The sequence below is a fragment of the Pseudomonas sp. TE3786 genome (assembly GCF_054057335.1).
The window spans coordinates 131,655-148,460 of the sequence record NZ_JBSRZF010000008.1 but is presented as its reverse complement, the minus strand read 5'-3'; the positions used below and the strand labels follow the sequence as shown (position 1 = coordinate 148,460).

The following is a 16,806-nucleotide window of genomic DNA, read 5'->3' as shown; positions in this document are numbered from 1 at the left end:
TTAGCTGTCTGATCGCGGCATCCGTCCAAAGCGTCCCGGGAATATTGGGAACTCTAGACAATTAACCGCGTACAGCGCCGGGAGCTTCCTAGCGCCGTGTTGCTCGGTGCCGCAGCAAACTTAGCTCAAGCGAAGGCTTGCAACAGACGCCGATGGCGGGCTTCGGCATCGACTTGCAACACCGGTACAAAACGCAGGCTATCGCCCGTTTGCGCCTGGGCCAGACGCGCCAGCGCGTAGGGCGTCAGCGCCCCCACACGGGGATAGCCGCCAATGGTTTGCCGGTCGTTGAGCAACACAATCGGCTGGCCGTCCGGCGGTACCTGAATGGCGCCCAGGGGAATACCTTCGGAGATCAGCGCGGTGCCCTGGTACTCCAGAACCGGGCCGAGCAAGCGGATGCCCATGCGGTCGGCGCGGCTGTCCAGTTGCCAGGTGCGGTTGAACAGATCGAACAGCGAGCGGCCGCTGAAATCGCCGATCTGTGCGCCCAACACCAGCTCCAGCGGCTGCTGCAGACTCAGGTGCGGAATCCGCTCTGCCGGCAATTGCCGAGCCTGGCTGCCGCTACCTTCCCAGCGCAACTGATCGCCGCTCTGTAGCGCCCGACCATCGCCCTGCAGGCCGCCCAGCCCTTCGCGGCTGACGGTACTGACGCTGCCCAGAGTGGGCGCACAGACAAAGCCCCCCGGTGCCGCCAGATAAGCACGCAAACCGGATTGCGGATGGTTAAAGCGCAAGCGCTGGCCGGCACGCAGGGTAAAGCTCTGCCAGGGCTGCAGCGGCTGGCCATCGAGGCTGGCGGCCAGATCCGCGCCGGCCAGGGCCAGCACGGCGTCCTGCTGCAGCAACACCTCAAGACCACCCAGGGTGATTTCGATCACCGGCGCATCCAGGGCGTTGCCCAGCAGCCAGTTGGCCCAGGACATCGACAGCCAGTCCGCCGCGCCGCCCTGGGTCACGCCCAGATGGCGCACGCCAAAACGGCCACCATCCTGCAACTGCACCAGTGGCGTGCTCTGCTCCACCCGCAGGCCCTTCATGGCAGCGCCTCCAGCGGGCTGTCATCGCCACCCAGGCGGATAAATTCGGCGTGCTCGATGGCCACAAAACGCACCCGGTCGCCGGGTTGCAGCAGGCTGTAGCCGTCGAGTTCACGGTTGAATAAAGCCGTGGGCGTGCGCCCCAGCACATTCCAGCCGCCCGGTGAGGTTTGCGGGTACGTGGCGGTCTGCCGCTCGGCCAGGGCCACGCTGCCCTGGGTGACCCGCTTGCGTGGAGTCGCCAGGCGCGGCGCGGCAAGTTCCGGCACCACCAGGCCCATATAGGCAAACCCCGGGGCAAAACCGAGGGCAAATACCGAGTACTCATGGCGGCTGTGCAGCTCGATAACCTGGCTGACCGACAAGCCACTGCGCCTGGCCAGCAGCGCTAGTTCGGGCCCTACCTGCGGGTGGTACCACACCGGAATTTCCTGCAAGCGGCCAGCGCCCTCTTCCACTGGCTGCAAATCCTGCAAAGCCTCGGCGATCAACTCACGGGCTTGGGCCGAACCGATCCGCTGCAAATCGTACTGCAGCATCAGAGTGGTATAGGACGGCACCAGATCGATCAGCGCATCGGCAAACACCGCCCGCAGCCGCTGCGCGGCGGCAAGCAGCCAGGGCATATGGGCTTGGTCGATTGCATCGAACAGACGCAGCATCAGGCAATCGATGGCAACGACTTCAACCCGCACCTTCATACCGATTGCAGCTGATCGAGTGCCTGACGAATACGCTGCACCGCGGCCACCGAAGCGGCGTTGTCGCCATGTACGCAGAGGGTATCGACCTGCAATTGCAAAGCGCTGCCATCGCTGGCGATCAGGGCCTTGCCCTGGGCCAGATCCAGGGCCTGGGCGACGATCCGCTCAGGCTCGTGATGCACCGCCCCCGGCAAGCTACGCGACAGCAGATTGCCAGCGCCATCGTAGGCGCGATCACTAAAGGCTTCGAACCACAGCGGCACGCCAAATTCATCGCTTAAGGCCTGGGCCTGGCGGTTGTCGGCGCGGCCCAGCAGCATCAGGCGCAAGCCATCGCCGTAACTGGCCACCGCCTGGAATACCGCACGCAGCAGCGTGGGGTTGCTCATCATGTCGTTGTACAGCGCGCCATGGGGTTTGACGTACTCCACCTGGCCGCCCTGGGCGCGACAGACACCGGCCAGCGCGCCGAGCTGATAGTGCAGCAGATCCATCACTTCCTGCGGCGAACAGGCCATGGAGCGGCGACCAAAGCCAACCAGGTCCGGGTAGGCCGGATGGGCGCCAATCCGCACCTGATGGTCAAGGGCCAGGGCCACAGTTTTGCGCATGGTGCCGGGGTCCCCGGCGTGAAAGCCGCAGGCGATATTGGCGCAGTCGATAAAGGGCATGACCTGTTCATCCAGGCCCATGGACCAGGTCCCAAAGCTCTCGCCGATATCGCAGTTGAGTAACAGCATGGCCTTCTCCTATCGCTCCCACGCCGGAGCTTCAATGCGCAAACCATGCTGGCCGTTATAGGCAGCGCGCTGGGGTTGCTTCCAGCCCTGCAGCAAGGCGGCGTCGAGTGTATAGATTTCAACGCCCAGGGGGCGACACACGCTCAACGGATCTTGCGCTTCCGGCCCCCACATCGGCAGCGACAGATCGCCACCCGGGCAGGTAGAGAGCGCGCAGAGCAGGTCGATTTCGGCAAAGAACTCCAGGTAGTCACCCTGCTTGGCCGGGCAGGCTTTCATAAAGTACAGGTCGTCATCGTTGAGGCCGGTGCACTGAAACACATTGAGCACATCGTGCACGTCGAACTCGGTGAGGCCATGGGGCAGCACTGCGCGGGTCAGGTTGGAATGACAGTGGTGATGGAAGTCTTCGCCGGTGAGCATCTTGTTCACGTAGGGATCGCAGCGGGTGCCGAGCAGATCGTGCAGCCGCCCGCCATGTTCATCGATGCCGTAGGCGGCCAGGCTGTCATCGGTGATGGTCACCAGCGGACGCAGAAACGGCAGGTTCGACCACAGGCGGTCGTAGGTGCTGACGTGAGCGCCTTGCAACTGACGGGTGCGCGCGGCCCACAGGCGCTCGCGGGGGTCGTTGGCGTTCCAGATATTCAGGTCGCCAACTTGTGGGCCGACCGGGGTGGTGATGCGAAATACATGGCCCGCCGGGACGTTCCAGGCGCGGCCGGTGCGAATCGGGATTTCGAAGGATTCCAGCAAAGTGCGTGCGTCTTTGCGTTCGCGGATACGCTGGTAAAAAGCCTCATCCACCTGCAAGGCCGAGCCTTTGCTGACCTGATAGGCGGCTGGGTAGTCTTTGTAGGCCTTGGGCATGGACGGGGTTCCTTTTATTGACGGGTTTTAAGGTCAACAGCATCGCGGCCAACGCCCCTCCCCCATGGACCGTATTTCTAGGTGGAAGGGGCTTTGGCCGCGAGCTTTTTCTTCCCTATACAGGGAGAAAATCTAGATCAGCTTGGCTTCCAGCACTTCGTTGCTGGGGTGGACGTCGTACTTGGGCCTACTGCCGGTTTCCGCTATGAAGCCCTTCAAGGAATCGGGGCCGATGTAGTCGAACCAGTTGGAGATCCGCACCACCGGTTCTGCGGCCATGGCCGTGGCGCTGGCCCACAGCAAGGTGCCAAGCACCAGGGCGAAGAATTCAGGCCTGCCCATGGGTCGCGCGCTCATAACCTTGCAATACGTTGACGGCATTGATGCCGATGGCTTCCACCGCATAACCGCCTTCCATCACAAACAAGCTCGGCAGGCCGAGGGCGGCTATGCGTGCGCCCATGGCCAGATAGTCCGGCGAGTCGAGTTTGAACTGCGAAATCGGGTCTTCTTTGTAGGTATCGACACCGAGGGAAATCACCAGCACATCCGGCGCATACGCCGCGATCTTATTGCAGGCATCGTCCAGCGCAGCACTCCACTCTGCCCAGCCACTGCCAAGGGCCAATGGGTAGTTGTGGTTGCAGCCCTCGCCTGCCCCTTCGCCGGTTTCGTCGGCGTTGCCGAGGAAGTACGGGTACTCATCCAGCGGGTCGCCATGGATGGAGGCGAACAGCACATCGCCACGTTGGTAGAAGATTTCCTGGGTGCCGTTGCCGTGGTGGTAATCGACATCGAGGATGGCCACGCGCTGGGCACCCTGATCGAGGAAGGCCTGGGTAGCGATGGCGACGTTATTGAGGAAGCAGTAACCGCCCATAAAGTCGCTGCCGGCGTGGTGCCCTGGCGGCCGGCACAGGGCGAATGCGGAGCGCGCGCCTTGGCGCATATGGTCCTGGGCGGTAAGCGCGACTTGTGCCGAGCTGTAGATCGCCTGCCAAGTGCCGGCGGTGATCGACGCTTCGGTATCGAAGCAGTAATGCCCCAACTCACCGATCAACGCCCGAGGAATCGGCCCGTCGCGGCGCAAGCGGCGACCGGGAAAGCACGAGGGCAACAGATCGCAGCTATGGCCTTCGGCGGCCCAGCGCGCCCAGGCGTTTTGCAGAAACGTCAGGTAGGCACCGTCGTGGACCCGGGCGATGGGCGCGAGGCCGAAGTCCTTGGGCTCGATCACCGCGCCAAGGTTCTGCTGCTTGACCCGCGCCAACACCGTATCGGCACGGCTGGGCATTTCAAAACAGGGCTGCAACTGGCCATCGACCCATTCGGCCTGGCCGTGGTGCAGACGGTGGTCGTCGCTGTAGACGGTCAACATTCGGGGCGCTCCTCATCAGTGTTCTTGTGCACACATTGTGGACACAGGCGTGACAACGGGTGAACGCTGGCGCAGGCCAAAAGGGGATAGATATGGCCAATTTTTATGGCCGAAATAACTACGAACTGGTAGGAGCGGCTTTAGCCGCGATGCTGTTAAAAACAAAGAGCATCGCGGCTAAAGCCGCTCCTACGGGAACGAGGGAGTCAAACCCGGAAATAACCCGGCGGCTGCCCGCTCCAGCGTTGCAAGGCGTGGCGCAGGCCGGCGGTTTCGCTGAAGCCGCGCAGATCGGCAGTGCAAATGCCACTGACTTCCAGCACCGCCTCCGGCGCGTGGCCCTGGGCCTGGGCCTGCAACAAGGCCACAGTGAGCGTGGACATATGCAGCGAATTGAGCCACGACGAGCGGGAGACCAGCGCCTCAGCCATGAACAGTCAGTTCAGCTGCTCTTTACGCCGGTACGGGAACACGTCGATCACCTTGCCGGCGCGAATCGCCTCCTGCAGGCTCTGCCAGTACTCGGCCTTGTACAGATCGCCATGCAGCTCGCTGAACAGCTTGCGCTGGCCCATATCGGCGAACAGGAAAGGCGGGAATTCCTCGGGGAATACATCCAGCGGGCCAATCGAATACCAAGGCTCGGAGGACATCTCGTCTTCCGGATAACGCGGTGGCGGAATCACCCGGAAATTGGCTTCGGTCAAGGCGCAGATTTCGTCGTAGTCATAAAACACCACGCGACCGTGACGGGTGACGCCGAAATTCTTCAGCAACATATCGCCAGGGAAGATATTCGCCGCCGCCAGTTGCTTGATGGCCAGGCCGTAGTCTTCCAGCGCTTCGAGCACTTGGGCCTCATTGGCGTGTTCCAGGTAGATATTCAGCGGTGTCATGCGCCGCTCGGTCCAGCAGTGGCGCACCAACACTACGTCACCTTCCAGCTCGACGGTGGACGGTGCCACTTCCAGCAGCTCGGCCAGGCATTCGGGATCGAACTTGGCCTTGGGGAAACGGAAATCGGCGAATTCCTGGGTGTCGGCCATGCGCCCTACCCGGTCGACACTTTTCACCATGCGGTATTTCTCGATCACCGTGGCGCGGTCGACGTTCTTCGATGGCGAGAACTTGTCCTTGATGATTTTGAACACGGTGTTGAAGCCCGGCAGGGTGAACACACTCATGACCATGCCGCGTACACCGGGGGCCATGATAAAGCGGTCATCGGTGTTGGCCAGGTGGTTGATCAACGAGCGGTAGAACTCGGATTTACCGTGTTTGTAGAAGCCGATCGAGGTGTACAGCTCGGCGATGTGCTTGCCCGGCAGAATGCGTTTGAGAAAGCCGACGAACTCCGCCGGAATCGCCACATCGACCATGAAATAGGAACGGGTGAAGGAGAAGATGATCGACACTTCGGCTTCGTCGGTAATCAGCGCATCCACCTGAATGCCGCGCTCTTCGCGGTGCAGCAAGGGAATCACCAGCGGCCATTGCTCGTCGCGGGTGTAGATGCGGCCCACCAGATAGGCACCTTTGTTGCGGTACAGCACCGAGGAAAACAGCTCGATGCACAGCTCCGGGTCTTTGCACACCCAGTCCGGCAGGTTGGCGCGCAGTTGGCCTTCCAGGCGCGCCAGGTCGCGGTTGAGGTTTTCGTAGGGCACGCTGAATTTGTAGTCGTGGAAAACTTGCTCGAGCATGCCGGTGAGGTTCACCTGCGGCATATAGGTGCGGGTTTGCGCACCGCGCTCGTGGCTACGCAACGACGGCCGGGTGGTATGGATAAACATGCAGCCATCGCTGATCAGGTCATGGCTGAACAGGCCGCAGAAGATCGAGTTGAACCAGGTTTCCGCCAGCTCATCGTCGAACCGGCTGTCGATCAGGTTGATATAGGCGCTTTTCACCAGCGGCCACAGGTGCACGTCGAGCAGCACTTCATCTTTCAGCTTCTCGTGCAGGCGCTCGCCCACTTCACTGACTTTCTCTTCGTACAGATTGATTCGCGCTGCCGAGGCTTGCTGGGTTTCCTGCCATTGCGCCTGCTCGAAGCGGGCACGGGCACCATCGGTTATCTGTTTGAAATGCTCGCGATAGTCATCGAAGCCGTCGAGGATCAACCGGGCGATATCGGCGGCGGGCCATTGCTGGGGCATAAAAAACTCTCGGCAGTTGAATGAAAGCGACAACGAACGCCGAGCTTAGCCAGATGACGCGCCAAGAGAAAGCCACCCGAGAAGAATCTCCGCGCTGCGTGTTGCTAACGTGGTGTCGCTGGCAACCGGCGGATCTCGGGCAATATCAATGGCTCGGTGCTCAAGGGCTTCGAGGTGGAAAGCCGCCCGCCACGTTGGGCTTCGCTTCGCTACGGATCGCCTGCCCCTCTCCATCCAGCCCGCGCCGGGCCAGAAACGCCGCGAGAAAATCAATAAAGGCCTGCACCTTGCCGGTGGCACGGCGATGGCTCGGGTACACCGCCAATATATGCGGGCCAAAGGCATCCGGGTCGATCTCGTAATCAGTCAACACCCGCACCAGCCGGCCATCGGCCAGGTACGGGCCAATGCTCCACTCCGGGGTATGCAACAGCCCGGTGCCGGCCAGGGCTGCCGCCAGCAACAGGTCGTAATTGTCACTGCGCAGCCGCGCCTGCACGGGATGGGCCAGGGTCAGCCGCTGGCCGTCACGCTCCAGGTACCACAGGTGTTTGTCCAAGGCTGAATGCTGATACACCAGCCAGTGGTGGGCATTGATGTTGTAAGGCGTGACTGTCTCCGGCATGCGCGCCAGATAAGCCGGGCTGGCACAGATAAAGATGCGGTTGCGGCCCACCCGCCGGGCAATCAGCCCGGGCAAATCACTGGGGCCTTCACGCAGGGCCAGGTCGTAGCCGCTTTCCACCAGATCGACGAAGGCATCGCACAAGTCGATATGCAGGGTCAGTTGCGGGTACTGCGCAAGAAAGCCCGCACACACCTCATCAAGAAACGCCCGGCCAAAGGCCAGCGGCGCGGTAATCCGCAAATTGCCGTGCAGGCCGTGCTGCAACTGACCGATTTCTTCGCCCACCTCATGCAGCCGCTGCAGCACTTGCCGCGCCGTTTCCAGATACAGCCGCCCAGCCTCGGTAAGCACCGTGCGCCGTGTGCTGCGTTCGAACAAACGGCTACCCAGCTCGGCCTCCAGATGACTGACCGCCTTGGTCAGGGCCGACGGCGTCTTGCCCAATTGCTCGGCAGCGCGGCTGAAACTGCCGTGTTCGGCGGTGGCCACAAACATGGAAAGGGCACTGAGTTTGTCCATGAGTTTTTCCAATCAGGCAAAAGGGTTTTGCTCCGCCCAGGCGTTCTGCCCGCCTGGCTCAGCCGCTAGTCTCGCCACCAGACCAATAAATACAAGGGGTTTTCCATGAAAAGGTTCATTCCGAACCTGTTGGCACTGGCAGTGGCTTTTTCCTCGATGGAATCGATGGCCGCCGCCGATCTGGTGTTGTTCAACGGCAAAGTGTTTACCGCAGAAAGCAGCCAACCCAAGGCCCAGGCCCTGGCGGTGGAAAACGGGAAAGTGCTGCAAGTGGGCAGCGATGCCGAAATCAAAGCGCTGGCCGACGCCAACACCCAGGTTATCGATCTGGCTGGCAAGGCCCTGATGCCAGGCATGATCGACGCCCACTCCCACGCGATTTTCGGCGGTCTGGAAATGGCCGCGGCGAATATGGCCGATGAAGTGGTGCCCCTGGCTGAACTGGAAAAACGCCTGCAAGGCTGGCGTGCCGATGGCAGCGCCGGGCATGGCGAAGTCCTTACCGTAGGCGGCATGAACTCCGCCTACTGGGCGCAAGCCGAAGACCTGGGCAAACGCTTTAGCCAAGGCCAATGGGCCAACACGCCGATTGCCTTTATCGGCAGCGACCACCACACCGGCTGGGTCAATGCGGCCATGCTCAAGCGCGCCGGTATCGACGCCAAGCTGATCAAGAATCTGCCGGCGGCTGAAGCAGACACCATCGGCAAACTGAAAAACGGTGAGCCCAATGGCTTTCTGGTAGACGCCGGCTGGGACCGCGCCGCCAAAGTGCTGCCGCCACCCAGCGATGCCGTGTTGTTTAAAGCCGGCCAAGCCGCCGTGAAATACAACAACAGCTTGGGCATCACCGCCTGGATGGACCCCGCCGCCAACGCCGCACCGGGTGAGGCGGTGTTCGCCATGCACCCTACGGAGAAATCCGTCGGCATTATTCCGGTGTACAAAGCGCTGTCCGAGAACGGCGAACTCACCGCCCACGTCGCCGCGCTGCTGGTGGCCAATGGCAAAAGCCGGCCGAGCGATCTTGATGTATTGGCCAAGGTCCGCGATCAGTTCCAGGGCATCCCCAACCTGACCCTGCCAGGCATCAAGATCTTCGCCGACGGCGTGATCGAATACCCGGCGCAGAGCGCGGCGCTGATCGACCCTTACAACAACTCGAATAAACGCGGCGAGCTGCTGATCGACCCGCAACACTTCGGCGAACTGGTCAGCGCCATCGACGCCCGTGGCTGGCTGGTGCATATCCACGCCATCGGCGACCGCGCCGTGCGCGAATCGCTGAATGGCATCGAGCAGGCCCGCAAAGATCGCAACAGCGGCATTACCCACTCGATCACCCACTTGCAGTTGGTCAACCCGAAAGAGTTCGCCCGCTTCAAACCGCTCAACGTGATCGCCGCCATGCAACTGCTGTGGGCCGCGGGCGATGAATACACCATCGATATGGTCAAGCCCTACGTCAGCGCCTTCGCCTTCAAATACCAGTACCCGGCGCACTCGCTGCTGAAACAGGGCGCGACCATCGCCGGTGCCAGCGACTGGCCGGTGTCCAGCCCCAGCCCCTGGCTGGCGATTGCCCAGGCCATCAGCCGCGAAGGCGTGAAAGGTGTGCTCAACGCCGACGAACGTATCGACCGCGACACCATGTTCTACGCCTACACCATCAACGCGGCACGGACCATTGGCCTGGAGAAACAGATCGGCTCGCTGAAAGCCGGCAAGGCCGCCGACTTCGTGATCCTCGACCGCGATGTGTTCACCGTCGATGCCAAGAGCCTGGGGGAAACCCAGGTGTTGAACACCTACTTCGCCGGCAAACAAGTGTACGCACCGGCGCTGTAGATCAAAAGCATCGCGGCTGAAGCCGCGCCTACGAGAGCCACGCAATCCTCCGTAGGAGCGGCTTCAGCCGCGACGCTCTTGGCGACCTCAAATAAAAAGCGTCACCCCCGCTCCGCCAACGGCCTGTTGCATCCAGGCCCGCGGCGAAGCCTTACCTCGCACTGCCCATAACAATCACAACATTGGGAACACACCATGAAGCACTCCACCCGCGTTCTGCTCGCAGGCCTCGCCCTGTTTCCGCTCGCCAGCCAGGCCGCCATTCCCTTGAATGACGACTTTGCCGTGCAGGTCGATCTGACCCTGGCCAGCGACTACCGCACCCGCGGCATCTCGCAAACTCAGGGCGACCCCGCCGCTCAGGCTGGTGCCACCTTGCTGCACAGCAGTGGCCTGTATGCCGGTGCCTGGACCTCCAACGTCGATTTCGGCTTCGGCCTGAAAACCCGTCAGGAAGTGGACTACTACGCCGGCTGGTTCTGGCAGGCCAACGACGACATCAGCCTGGACCTCGGCTATATCAAGTACGCCTATCCGAAAGAGGGTCAGTTCAACCAGAGCGAGGTCTACGGCATTCTCAGCGCCTATGGCTTCAAAGCGGCGGCCTACTACTCCAGCGACGCGCCAACTGTGGCCGGCGAAGACCAGGACACCCTGTATAGCTACGTCGGCTATGAAACCACCCTGCCGGCCGATATCGGCCTGAAGCTGCGTTACGGCCGGATGGATTTCAAAGACCCGGCGTACTGGTCGCAAAACGGCACCGGCAGCGAGTCCTACCGGGAGTGGGAAGCCAAGCTCAGCTATGAGCTGTTCCAGGTCACCTGGGGCTTGAGCTATATCGACACCGACCTGTCCGATGACCAGTGCGCCAGCAACTACGGCTTCACCGACACCTGTGGTTCGACAGTGGTGGCCAGCGTCAGCAAGTCGTTCTGATCTTTAGCTGAACACCGGCAGCGGCGCTGGGCATATTTTGCCGGTGCCGCACCGTTGCTCACCCCAGCTGTAACGTGGCTGCAATCTTTCCGACTTATTCTCCGGGCACTTTCCACCGCTCTAGAATAAGGTCCCGCCGCATGCCGCGCGCTCTGGCTGTAACTGAACGTGATACATGGATTCGTACCGTCACCTTCCTGGTGTTGGGTTTTATCTGCTACGCCTTGCCCTGGTCAGTGTTCGCCGCACTGCCCGCCTCCACCGGTGATACCCCGGCGCTGCGTATCCAGGGTTCCAACACCATCGGCGCCAAACTCGGCCCGGCGCTGGTCAAAGGCCTGTTCGAGCAACAGGGCCTGAAAAACATCCGTATGGAACCCACCGGCAACGACAACGAACAGCGCGTGATCGGGCAGAACGCCCAGGGTCAGAACGTGCTGATCATTGTCGCCGCCCACGGCTCGGGCACCGGCTTCGTCGCCCTCAAAGACGGCAGCGCAGAACTGGCCGCCTCCTCGCGTCCGATCAAGGACAGCGAATACCAGGACCTCAACGCCCTCGGCGATCTGAAAGGCCGTGGCGCCGAGCAGATTATTGCCATCGACGGCCTGGCGATCATCCTCCACCCCAGCAACCCCCTCAGTGCCCTGAGCACCGAGCAGCTGGCGCAGATCTTTTCCGGCGAAGCGAAAACCTGGGAAGCGCTCGGCGGTCGCGGTGGGGCCATCCACCTGTATGCCCGCGATGACAACTCGGGTACCTACGACACCTTCAAGGAACTGGTACTGACCAGCCACGGCAAAACCCTGGGGGCCGCTGCCAAGCGTTTTGAGTCCAGCGAACAGCTGTCCGATGAAGTCGCCCAGGACCCGGCCGGTATCGGTTTTATCGGCCTGCCCTATATCCGCCAGGCCAAGGCCGTGGCCATCGCCGATGGCGACTCGCAGGCCATGCCACCGTCCACCAGCCTGATTGCCACCGAAGACTATCCGCTGTCGCGCCGGCTGTTTTTCTACCTGCCGCCGAACGTCAAAAACGCCTGGGCCGACGCCCTGGTGAAATTCGCCCAGAGCCCTGAAGGTCAGGCCATCGTGGCCAAGACCGGATTTATTGCGCAAACCGTGCAAGCGATCAAAGTAGCGCCCAGCAGTGACATGCCCAAGAGCTATCAGGACCTGGCCCGCGACGCCCAGCGTCTGTCAGTGAACTTCCGTTTCAAGGAAGGCAGTGCCGCGCTGGACAACAAATCCCACTACGACCTGCAGCGGGTGATGGACTACCTGAAAGACCACAACAAGCTCAACCGCAGCGTGGTACTGCTCGGCTTCGGCGACCCCAAGGCCGACCCCGCCCGCGCCGCCCTGCTGTCCAAGCTGCGGGCCATGACCGTGCGCCGCGAACTGGCCAAACAAGGAGTGATGTTTCGCGATATCGACGGCCTCGGCGACGAACTGCCGGTGGCCGCCAACAGCGCAGAAAACGGCCGGATCAAGAATCGTCGGGTTGAGGTGTGGGTGTACTGACACCGGGCTTTGGCTTGAAAACAATCGCGGCTGAAGCCGCTCCTACGGGAATGCACAATCCTTAGGAGCGGCTTCAGCCGCGATGCATTTAGTCCGGTTTATTTACCCCCCGCCCCCCACTTGCGCCACATGCAAGCCCGTCCCTAACCGCTACAAACTCCTACAATTGCGAGCTCGACCGCACGCCGTTACTCTTCGCCCTGCGGCGTCGTGGGCCGTGAACAGGGAGCGGCAATGAATAACGTGCATGTCGAGTATGTAAAGCTACGCGGGCAGCAATGCTGGCGTGTGCGCATCGGCTACCGGGGGGTGACCTTTCAGGAAGAACTGGCCGCCCGCACCTTCGCCGCGCAACTGCACCAACGCCTGGCCTGGCTGCGCGCCAAGGATAGCCAGGGCGATGAAAGCGACAACGAAGATCCGCTACGCTGACGACCGCACAAGCCGCCTAAGGATTCAGCGGCAACCACAGGCTGAACACCTCCCCCCTGCACCACTCTCCACCGCCCACTCCACCCCTCCGCCCAAGGCCTGGACACGACTGCGAATATTGCCGATGCCACGGCCACCGCGCTGCCGGGCCAAAGCCGCGACCATCATCGGCCACCGGCATGCCGGCTGCGGATTTCACCGACCAGGCCGGTGACCAGACAGAACGCTGGGGACTATAAGATTCCCGCCCTGACCCTGTGTGCGCAAATCGCCAACGGCCAGACCGGGTTTACTGCGCATAGCGAACAGCCCTGAAACACAGGGAGTCGCCTTGCTGGCGGAAGCGCTTTTCGTCAACAAAGCGTTTTTACAGAAAACTCTGCCGCCCCTCTGCTCAAGTGGACGCCGCGCCAACGGAAACGACCACTTACTTCCCTGTTGCGCCCCCTATCACCATCAAGGCTCATTGACCCTGATGGAGTAGATGCAATGGCTTACTCATACCTATCCACTCGCTTACGCGCGCTGCGTCCGGCCGCCCTGGTTTTCACCGCATTGCTGATTGGTGTTCCTGTTGCGGCGCAAGCGACTACCGTCTGCGAAAGTGGGCGAATTTTGCAGATGCAGTTTGCCGCCGGCGGCGGGTTTGCCGACGACGGCGGGTACAGCGGCGGTGGGCCCGCCCTATACATACGAACAGAACACCAAACTGGTGCAGACAGTCTGCGCGCCACTAACTACTTTGGCCGCAGGTCGACAAAAATATACAAGCACAATGTCTGGCACGACATACGCTGGGCAGATCGCTTGAGTTTGCTACGCATGGCCTATGTTCTGCAGCAACCCATCAACATCACCGCCAACAACTCAAGCTGCCAAGGGGTGACGGACGAGTTCACCATTACCCTGTGCCGCACGGGTGACAGCTGCTGATCACAAAGCCAACGCTCGCGCGGCAGAGGCGACGCCCCCGGACCCTCGCTGACGCCGCGCCAACGGGTCCAATTCAAGCTGGCATCGACTGCCCATCGCGACGTGCATTGATCAGCCAGTGCTGGCCATCCAATAACCGCCTCCAAAGCACTTGATCGCGGCTTTTTGCAGAAAACTCCGCAGCCAGCCTGCGCGCGCGCGCCCCGCTGCGACGGAATGGGCTACTTACGCAAAGCCTCCGCCCTCAACCACCATTAAGTCTCATTGAACTGAAGGAGTAGCTGCAATGGCCAACCAAAACCCACGCACCCTCTTCCAATCGCTGCGCCCTGTCACCCTCGCTTTCGCTGCGCTGCTTATCGGCATACCCACTGTGACGCAGGCTTATACGGTCTGCGAAAAAGGTCGAGTCAAGCAGATGGAAATTCGTAGCGGCGGCTACGGTGAGTTGACTGTCAGCACCGATAACACTCCCGCTACATTGAGCGGACGCCAATACAACTGGGCGAACAAACCTGCTGCGGTTATGTGGCGTCCTAGTGTTGACATTGACTATACGAACACGAGGGACCGCACGAGTTTGCTACGTGCCGCGAACGCTGCGCAGCGCCCCGTGTACATCGTAGCCAACGACCCCTTCTGCTTCGGCACAACGGACAATTTCGCAATAATCTTGTGCACGCCAGGCGACGGCGACTGCTAATCGCAACCGGACTACCTGGCAGCTAAAAGCCCCATGTGTTCGTGGGGCCTTCGCCCCACATACATCGGGTAGCTGCGAAATTGGCCACTCATATAGCCTGGATTCGAGGCGATAGTTCTAACCCCTCTATCACGGCTGAAAACCTGGAAAATTACGCTCGCTGGCGGAACGTTTCGACAGCCTCGAACCAGCCCGACTTTATGCAGAAAGCTCCGTTGTATATCTGCTCATGTAAACCCCAGATCACCGGAAACAGCCACTTACTTCCCCGCTAAGCTGCACATCACCATCAAGGCTCATTGACCCTGATGGAGTAGATGCAATGGTTCACTTAAAAGCCTTCCCACGCTTGCAGTCGCTGCGCCCTGCCACCCTGTTGCTCACCACTTTGCTGGTCGGCATCCCAGCCGTCGCCCAGGCATTTACGGTCTGTGGCGAGGGCCGAATCCAACAGCTGGAGATCTCCAGCGGCGGCGATTATGTCGCGCTCGTGCGCACCGAAAAGCAAACCGGCGTAGCCGGCCTATTCGGACGTACCAGCCTGGGTCTTCCCGCAACAAGAATAGGGTACGTCGACGATGGCGGGTTTCACGAAAGGCGCATGCGCTTGCTAGATCGCATGGCTTTTCTGCGTATGGCCTATGCGCTGCAACAGCCCGTACAAATCATTAGCAATGGTGGTAACTGCACAGCGACATCTGACTGGTTCACCATTATCCTGTGCCGCACCGGCGACAGCAGCTGCGGATAGTCCTGGACATTGCTTCTGCGGCCGAAGCCACCGCCGTTGGCGGGTGCGTCGGCCGCTATCCCCCCGCCATTCGCCAATGGCCATAGTTCACGGCACGCGTCTCCCCCTGATGGCGATTGACCAGGGCTTTTTGAAGAAAACTCCGCAGCAAACCTGCTCAAGCACGCCCCTTTACGACGGAAACAACCACTTACTTGCGGTCTCGGCTGCGCAGCATGATCAGGGCTCATTGAACTGAAGGAGTAGCTGCAATGGACCACCCATACCCGCGCCGTCTGTTCCACTCTATGCGCCCCGTCATCCTGGTGCTCACCTCGTTGCTGATCGGCATCCCAGCCGCTGCCCAGGCATATACGATCTGTGAAAAAGGTCGAATCACCCAACTGCAACTCAGCAGTGGGGGCGACAGCATCGTCTTGGTTAGCACTGACAATAGTCCCGCCGCAAACTGGCAGCGTCACCTTTTATCCACAGGCAAGTACGCCACCCTGATGAAGCAGAGCGGGTCGCCTAAGGCACTGTTCCATAACTTGCGCTGGAAAGACCGTTTAGCCCAGCTGCGCACCGCCTACGCGCTGCAGCAGCCAATTATTGTCCGCAGCAATGATGGGGACTGCAGAGGACCAACGGACGAGTTTATGGTGATCTTGTGCCCCCAGGACGGCAGCGCGTGTGAAGCGCCATAAAACCCAAGCAATCAGGACCTGAGCACAAAACAAACAGCCCGCCGCCATTGCCGGGCTGTTTGTTTTTCAGCGTTCGTTCAAAACCGCTCTGTCACCATCCTGAATGGATAAGGTGCCGCCTTGTACTTGCCGATCCGGCCACGCTTGGGCAGCTGCACCACCTCTTTGTCGGTGATGTCCTTGTAGGGAATCTGTTTGAGCAGGTGGCTGATGATATTCAGGCGCACCCGGCGTTTATCTTCGGAGTTGGCCATATACCAGGGGGCCCAGGAGGAGTCGGAGGCGGCGAACATATCGTCGCGGGCGCGGGTGTAGTCGTCCCAGTGGCCGTAGGACTTGAGATCCATGGGCGACAGCTTCCACAGTTTGCGGCCGTCGGTTATGCGCTCTTGCAGACGCCGGGTCTGTTCTTCGGCGCTTACTTCCAGCCAGTACTTGAGCAGGATGATGCCGGACTGCACCATCATCTTTTCAAACAGCGGGATCACCTTGAGGAAGTTGCTGGACTGTTCTTCGGTGCAAAACCCCATGACCCGTTCGACGCCGGCGCGGTTGTACCAACTGCGGTCGAAGATCACCACTTCACCGGCGGCAGGCAGATGGGTGAGGTAGCGTTGCGCATACATCTGGGTCTTTTCCCGCTCGGTGGGTGCTGGCAGCGCCACCACGCGAAAGGTCCGCGGGCTGACCCGCTCGGTCAGCGCCTTGATGGTGCCGCCTTTGCCAGCGCCGTCGCGGCCTTCGAAAATAACGCAGACTTTCAGGCCCTCACGCTGCACCCATTGCTGCAGCTTGACCAACTCGATATGCAGCTTCTTCAGCTCCGCGTCATAAACCTTGCGCTCCAGGCGCTGCCCCTCGGTGTTTGGCGTTTTTTTTTCCTGCTTTTCCTGCTTTTTTGCTTTGGCCATTCTGCGCTCCGTGACGTCTGTGCACGCAGCCCCCGCCTG

The 16,806-nt window shown here is 60.9% G+C and carries 16 protein-coding genes and 2 pseudogenes; 8 read left to right on the top strand and 10 right to left on the bottom strand.

Annotated elements, in window-relative coordinates; translation table 11 throughout:
* Window positions 1–125 precede the first annotated feature (125 nt).
* From ACVW0Y_RS11545 to ACVW0Y_RS11505, 9 genes and pseudogenes are all read right to left on the bottom strand, one after another.
* Window positions 126–1,043 carry a 5-oxoprolinase subunit C family protein gene (locus tag ACVW0Y_RS11545; protein WP_457438400.1) on the bottom strand — a complete coding sequence of 306 codons (918 nt, stop codon included), beginning with the start codon at window positions 1,041–1,043 and terminating at the stop codon, window positions 126–128.
* Window positions 1,040–1,744, bottom strand: coding sequence for a 5-oxoprolinase subunit PxpB (gene pxpB, locus ACVW0Y_RS11540; RefSeq protein WP_457438398.1), 705 nt, complete (start codon window positions 1,742–1,744; stop codon window positions 1,040–1,042). Before pxpB ends, ACVW0Y_RS11545 begins: the two co-directional genes overlap by 4 nt.
* A complete protein-coding gene (locus tag ACVW0Y_RS11535) occupies window positions 1,741–2,487 on the bottom strand; it encodes a 5-oxoprolinase subunit PxpA (protein ID WP_457438396.1) in 747 nt (248 codons plus the stop codon). Before ACVW0Y_RS11535 ends, pxpB begins: the two co-directional genes overlap by 4 nt.
* A gap of 9 nt (window positions 2,488–2,496) precedes the next feature.
* Window positions 2,497–3,357, bottom strand: coding sequence for an urea carboxylase-associated family protein (locus ACVW0Y_RS11530; protein WP_457438395.1), 861 nt, complete (start codon window positions 3,355–3,357; stop codon window positions 2,497–2,499).
* A gap of 135 nt (window positions 3,358–3,492) precedes the next feature.
* Window positions 3,493–3,636 (bottom strand): annotated as a pseudogene (locus ACVW0Y_RS11525) (spermidine/putrescine ABC transporter substrate-binding protein PotF); the annotation flags it as partial.
* 49 nt (window positions 3,637–3,685) lie between these two features.
* Window positions 3,686–4,735: a histone deacetylase family protein gene (locus tag ACVW0Y_RS11520; RefSeq protein ID WP_457438394.1), complete on the bottom strand. Its 1,050-nt coding sequence runs from the start codon at window positions 4,733–4,735 to the stop codon at window positions 3,686–3,688.
* 206 nt (window positions 4,736–4,941) lie between these two features.
* A pseudogene (locus ACVW0Y_RS11515) lies at window positions 4,942–5,031 on the bottom strand (hypothetical protein); the annotation flags it as partial.
* A 141-nt stretch (window positions 5,032–5,172) separates the two neighbouring features.
* Entirely contained in the window at window positions 5,173–6,894 is a 1,722-nt protein-coding gene (gene aceK, locus ACVW0Y_RS11510; RefSeq protein ID WP_457438392.1) for a bifunctional isocitrate dehydrogenase kinase/phosphatase, read from the bottom strand.
* 160 nt (window positions 6,895–7,054) lie between these two features.
* Window positions 7,055–8,041 (bottom strand): LysR family transcriptional regulator, encoded by a 987-nt coding sequence (locus ACVW0Y_RS11505; protein ID WP_457438391.1) that lies wholly within the window; start codon window positions 8,039–8,041, stop codon window positions 7,055–7,057.
* Window positions 8,042–8,146: 105 nt separating this feature from the next.
* Between ACVW0Y_RS11505 and ACVW0Y_RS11500 the strand changes: the two genes are divergently transcribed.
* From ACVW0Y_RS11500 to ACVW0Y_RS11465, 8 genes are all read left to right on the top strand, one after another.
* Window positions 8,147–9,889 carry an amidohydrolase gene (locus ACVW0Y_RS11500; RefSeq protein ID WP_457438389.1) on the top strand — a complete coding sequence of 581 codons (1,743 nt, stop codon included), beginning with the start codon at window positions 8,147–8,149 and terminating at the stop codon, window positions 9,887–9,889.
* Between the two features lie 195 nt (window positions 9,890–10,084).
* Window positions 10,085–10,828, top strand: coding sequence for a TorF family putative porin (locus tag ACVW0Y_RS11495; RefSeq protein WP_457438387.1), 744 nt, complete (start codon window positions 10,085–10,087; stop codon window positions 10,826–10,828).
* Window positions 10,829–10,968: 140 nt separating this feature from the next.
* A complete protein-coding gene (locus ACVW0Y_RS11490; protein WP_457438386.1) occupies window positions 10,969–12,351 on the top strand; it encodes a substrate-binding domain-containing protein in 1,383 nt (460 codons plus the stop codon).
* Between the two features lie 234 nt (window positions 12,352–12,585).
* The gene (locus ACVW0Y_RS11485) at window positions 12,586–12,783 is read left to right on the top strand and encodes a hypothetical protein (RefSeq protein WP_457438385.1); all 198 of its coding nucleotides are present in this window, start codon (window positions 12,586–12,588) and stop codon (window positions 12,781–12,783) included.
* Between the two features lie 489 nt (window positions 12,784–13,272).
* On the top strand, window positions 13,273–13,716 hold the full coding sequence (locus tag ACVW0Y_RS11480) for a hypothetical protein (RefSeq protein ID WP_457438384.1): 444 nt from the start codon (window positions 13,273–13,275) through the stop codon (window positions 13,714–13,716).
* Between the two features lie 286 nt (window positions 13,717–14,002).
* The gene (locus ACVW0Y_RS11475) at window positions 14,003–14,419 is read left to right on the top strand and encodes a hypothetical protein (protein ID WP_457438383.1); all 417 of its coding nucleotides are present in this window, start codon (window positions 14,003–14,005) and stop codon (window positions 14,417–14,419) included.
* Between the two features lie 322 nt (window positions 14,420–14,741).
* Complete coding sequence (locus tag ACVW0Y_RS11470) at window positions 14,742–15,170, top strand: hypothetical protein (protein WP_457438382.1); 429 nt, start codon at window positions 14,742–14,744, stop codon at window positions 15,168–15,170.
* 251 nt (window positions 15,171–15,421) lie between these two features.
* Complete coding sequence (locus ACVW0Y_RS11465) at window positions 15,422–15,856, top strand: hypothetical protein (RefSeq protein ID WP_457438380.1); 435 nt, start codon at window positions 15,422–15,424, stop codon at window positions 15,854–15,856.
* 77 nt (window positions 15,857–15,933) lie between these two features.
* On the opposite strand, the gene ppk2 is transcribed toward ACVW0Y_RS11465, so the two are convergent.
* The gene (gene ppk2 / locus ACVW0Y_RS11460; RefSeq protein WP_457438379.1) at window positions 15,934–16,767 is read right to left on the bottom strand and encodes a polyphosphate kinase 2; all 834 of its coding nucleotides are present in this window, start codon (window positions 16,765–16,767) and stop codon (window positions 15,934–15,936) included.
* Window positions 16,768–16,806: the final 39 nt, after the last annotated feature.

Bases quoted from the DNA above. Each gene is read 5' to 3' on its own strand.
- ACVW0Y_RS11545 (WP_457438400.1), bottom strand. From the start codon at position 1,043: ATGAAGGGCCTGCGGGTGGAGCAGAGCACGCCACTGGTGCAGTTGCAG.
- pxpB (WP_457438398.1), bottom strand. From the start codon at position 1,744: ATGAAGGTGCGGGTTGAAGTCGTTGCCATCGATTGCCTGATGCTGCGT.
- ACVW0Y_RS11535 (WP_457438396.1), bottom strand. From the start codon at position 2,487: ATGCTGTTACTCAACTGCGATATCGGCGAGAGCTTTGGGACCTGGTCC.
- ACVW0Y_RS11530 (WP_457438395.1), bottom strand. From the start codon at position 3,357: ATGCCCAAGGCCTACAAAGACTACCCAGCCGCCTATCAGGTCAGCAAA.
- ACVW0Y_RS11520 (WP_457438394.1), bottom strand. From the start codon at position 4,735: ATGTTGACCGTCTACAGCGACGACCACCGTCTGCACCACGGCCAGGCC.
- aceK (WP_457438392.1), bottom strand. From the start codon at position 6,894: ATGCCCCAGCAATGGCCCGCCGCCGATATCGCCCGGTTGATCCTCGAC.
- ACVW0Y_RS11505 (WP_457438391.1), bottom strand. From the start codon at position 8,041: ATGGACAAACTCAGTGCCCTTTCCATGTTTGTGGCCACCGCCGAACAC.
- ACVW0Y_RS11500 (WP_457438389.1), top strand. From the start codon at position 8,147: ATGAAAAGGTTCATTCCGAACCTGTTGGCACTGGCAGTGGCTTTTTCC.
- ACVW0Y_RS11495 (WP_457438387.1), top strand. From the start codon at position 10,085: ATGAAGCACTCCACCCGCGTTCTGCTCGCAGGCCTCGCCCTGTTTCCG.
- ACVW0Y_RS11490 (WP_457438386.1), top strand. From the start codon at position 10,969: ATGCCGCGCGCTCTGGCTGTAACTGAACGTGATACATGGATTCGTACC.
- ACVW0Y_RS11485 (WP_457438385.1), top strand. From the start codon at position 12,586: ATGAATAACGTGCATGTCGAGTATGTAAAGCTACGCGGGCAGCAATGC.
- ACVW0Y_RS11480 (WP_457438384.1), top strand. From the start codon at position 13,273: ATGGCTTACTCATACCTATCCACTCGCTTACGCGCGCTGCGTCCGGCC.
- ACVW0Y_RS11475 (WP_457438383.1), top strand. From the start codon at position 14,003: ATGGCCAACCAAAACCCACGCACCCTCTTCCAATCGCTGCGCCCTGTC.
- ACVW0Y_RS11470 (WP_457438382.1), top strand. From the start codon at position 14,742: ATGGTTCACTTAAAAGCCTTCCCACGCTTGCAGTCGCTGCGCCCTGCC.
- ACVW0Y_RS11465 (WP_457438380.1), top strand. From the start codon at position 15,422: ATGGACCACCCATACCCGCGCCGTCTGTTCCACTCTATGCGCCCCGTC.
- ppk2 (WP_457438379.1), bottom strand. From the start codon at position 16,767: ATGGCCAAAGCAAAAAAGCAGGAAAAGCAGGAAAAAAAAACGCCAAAC.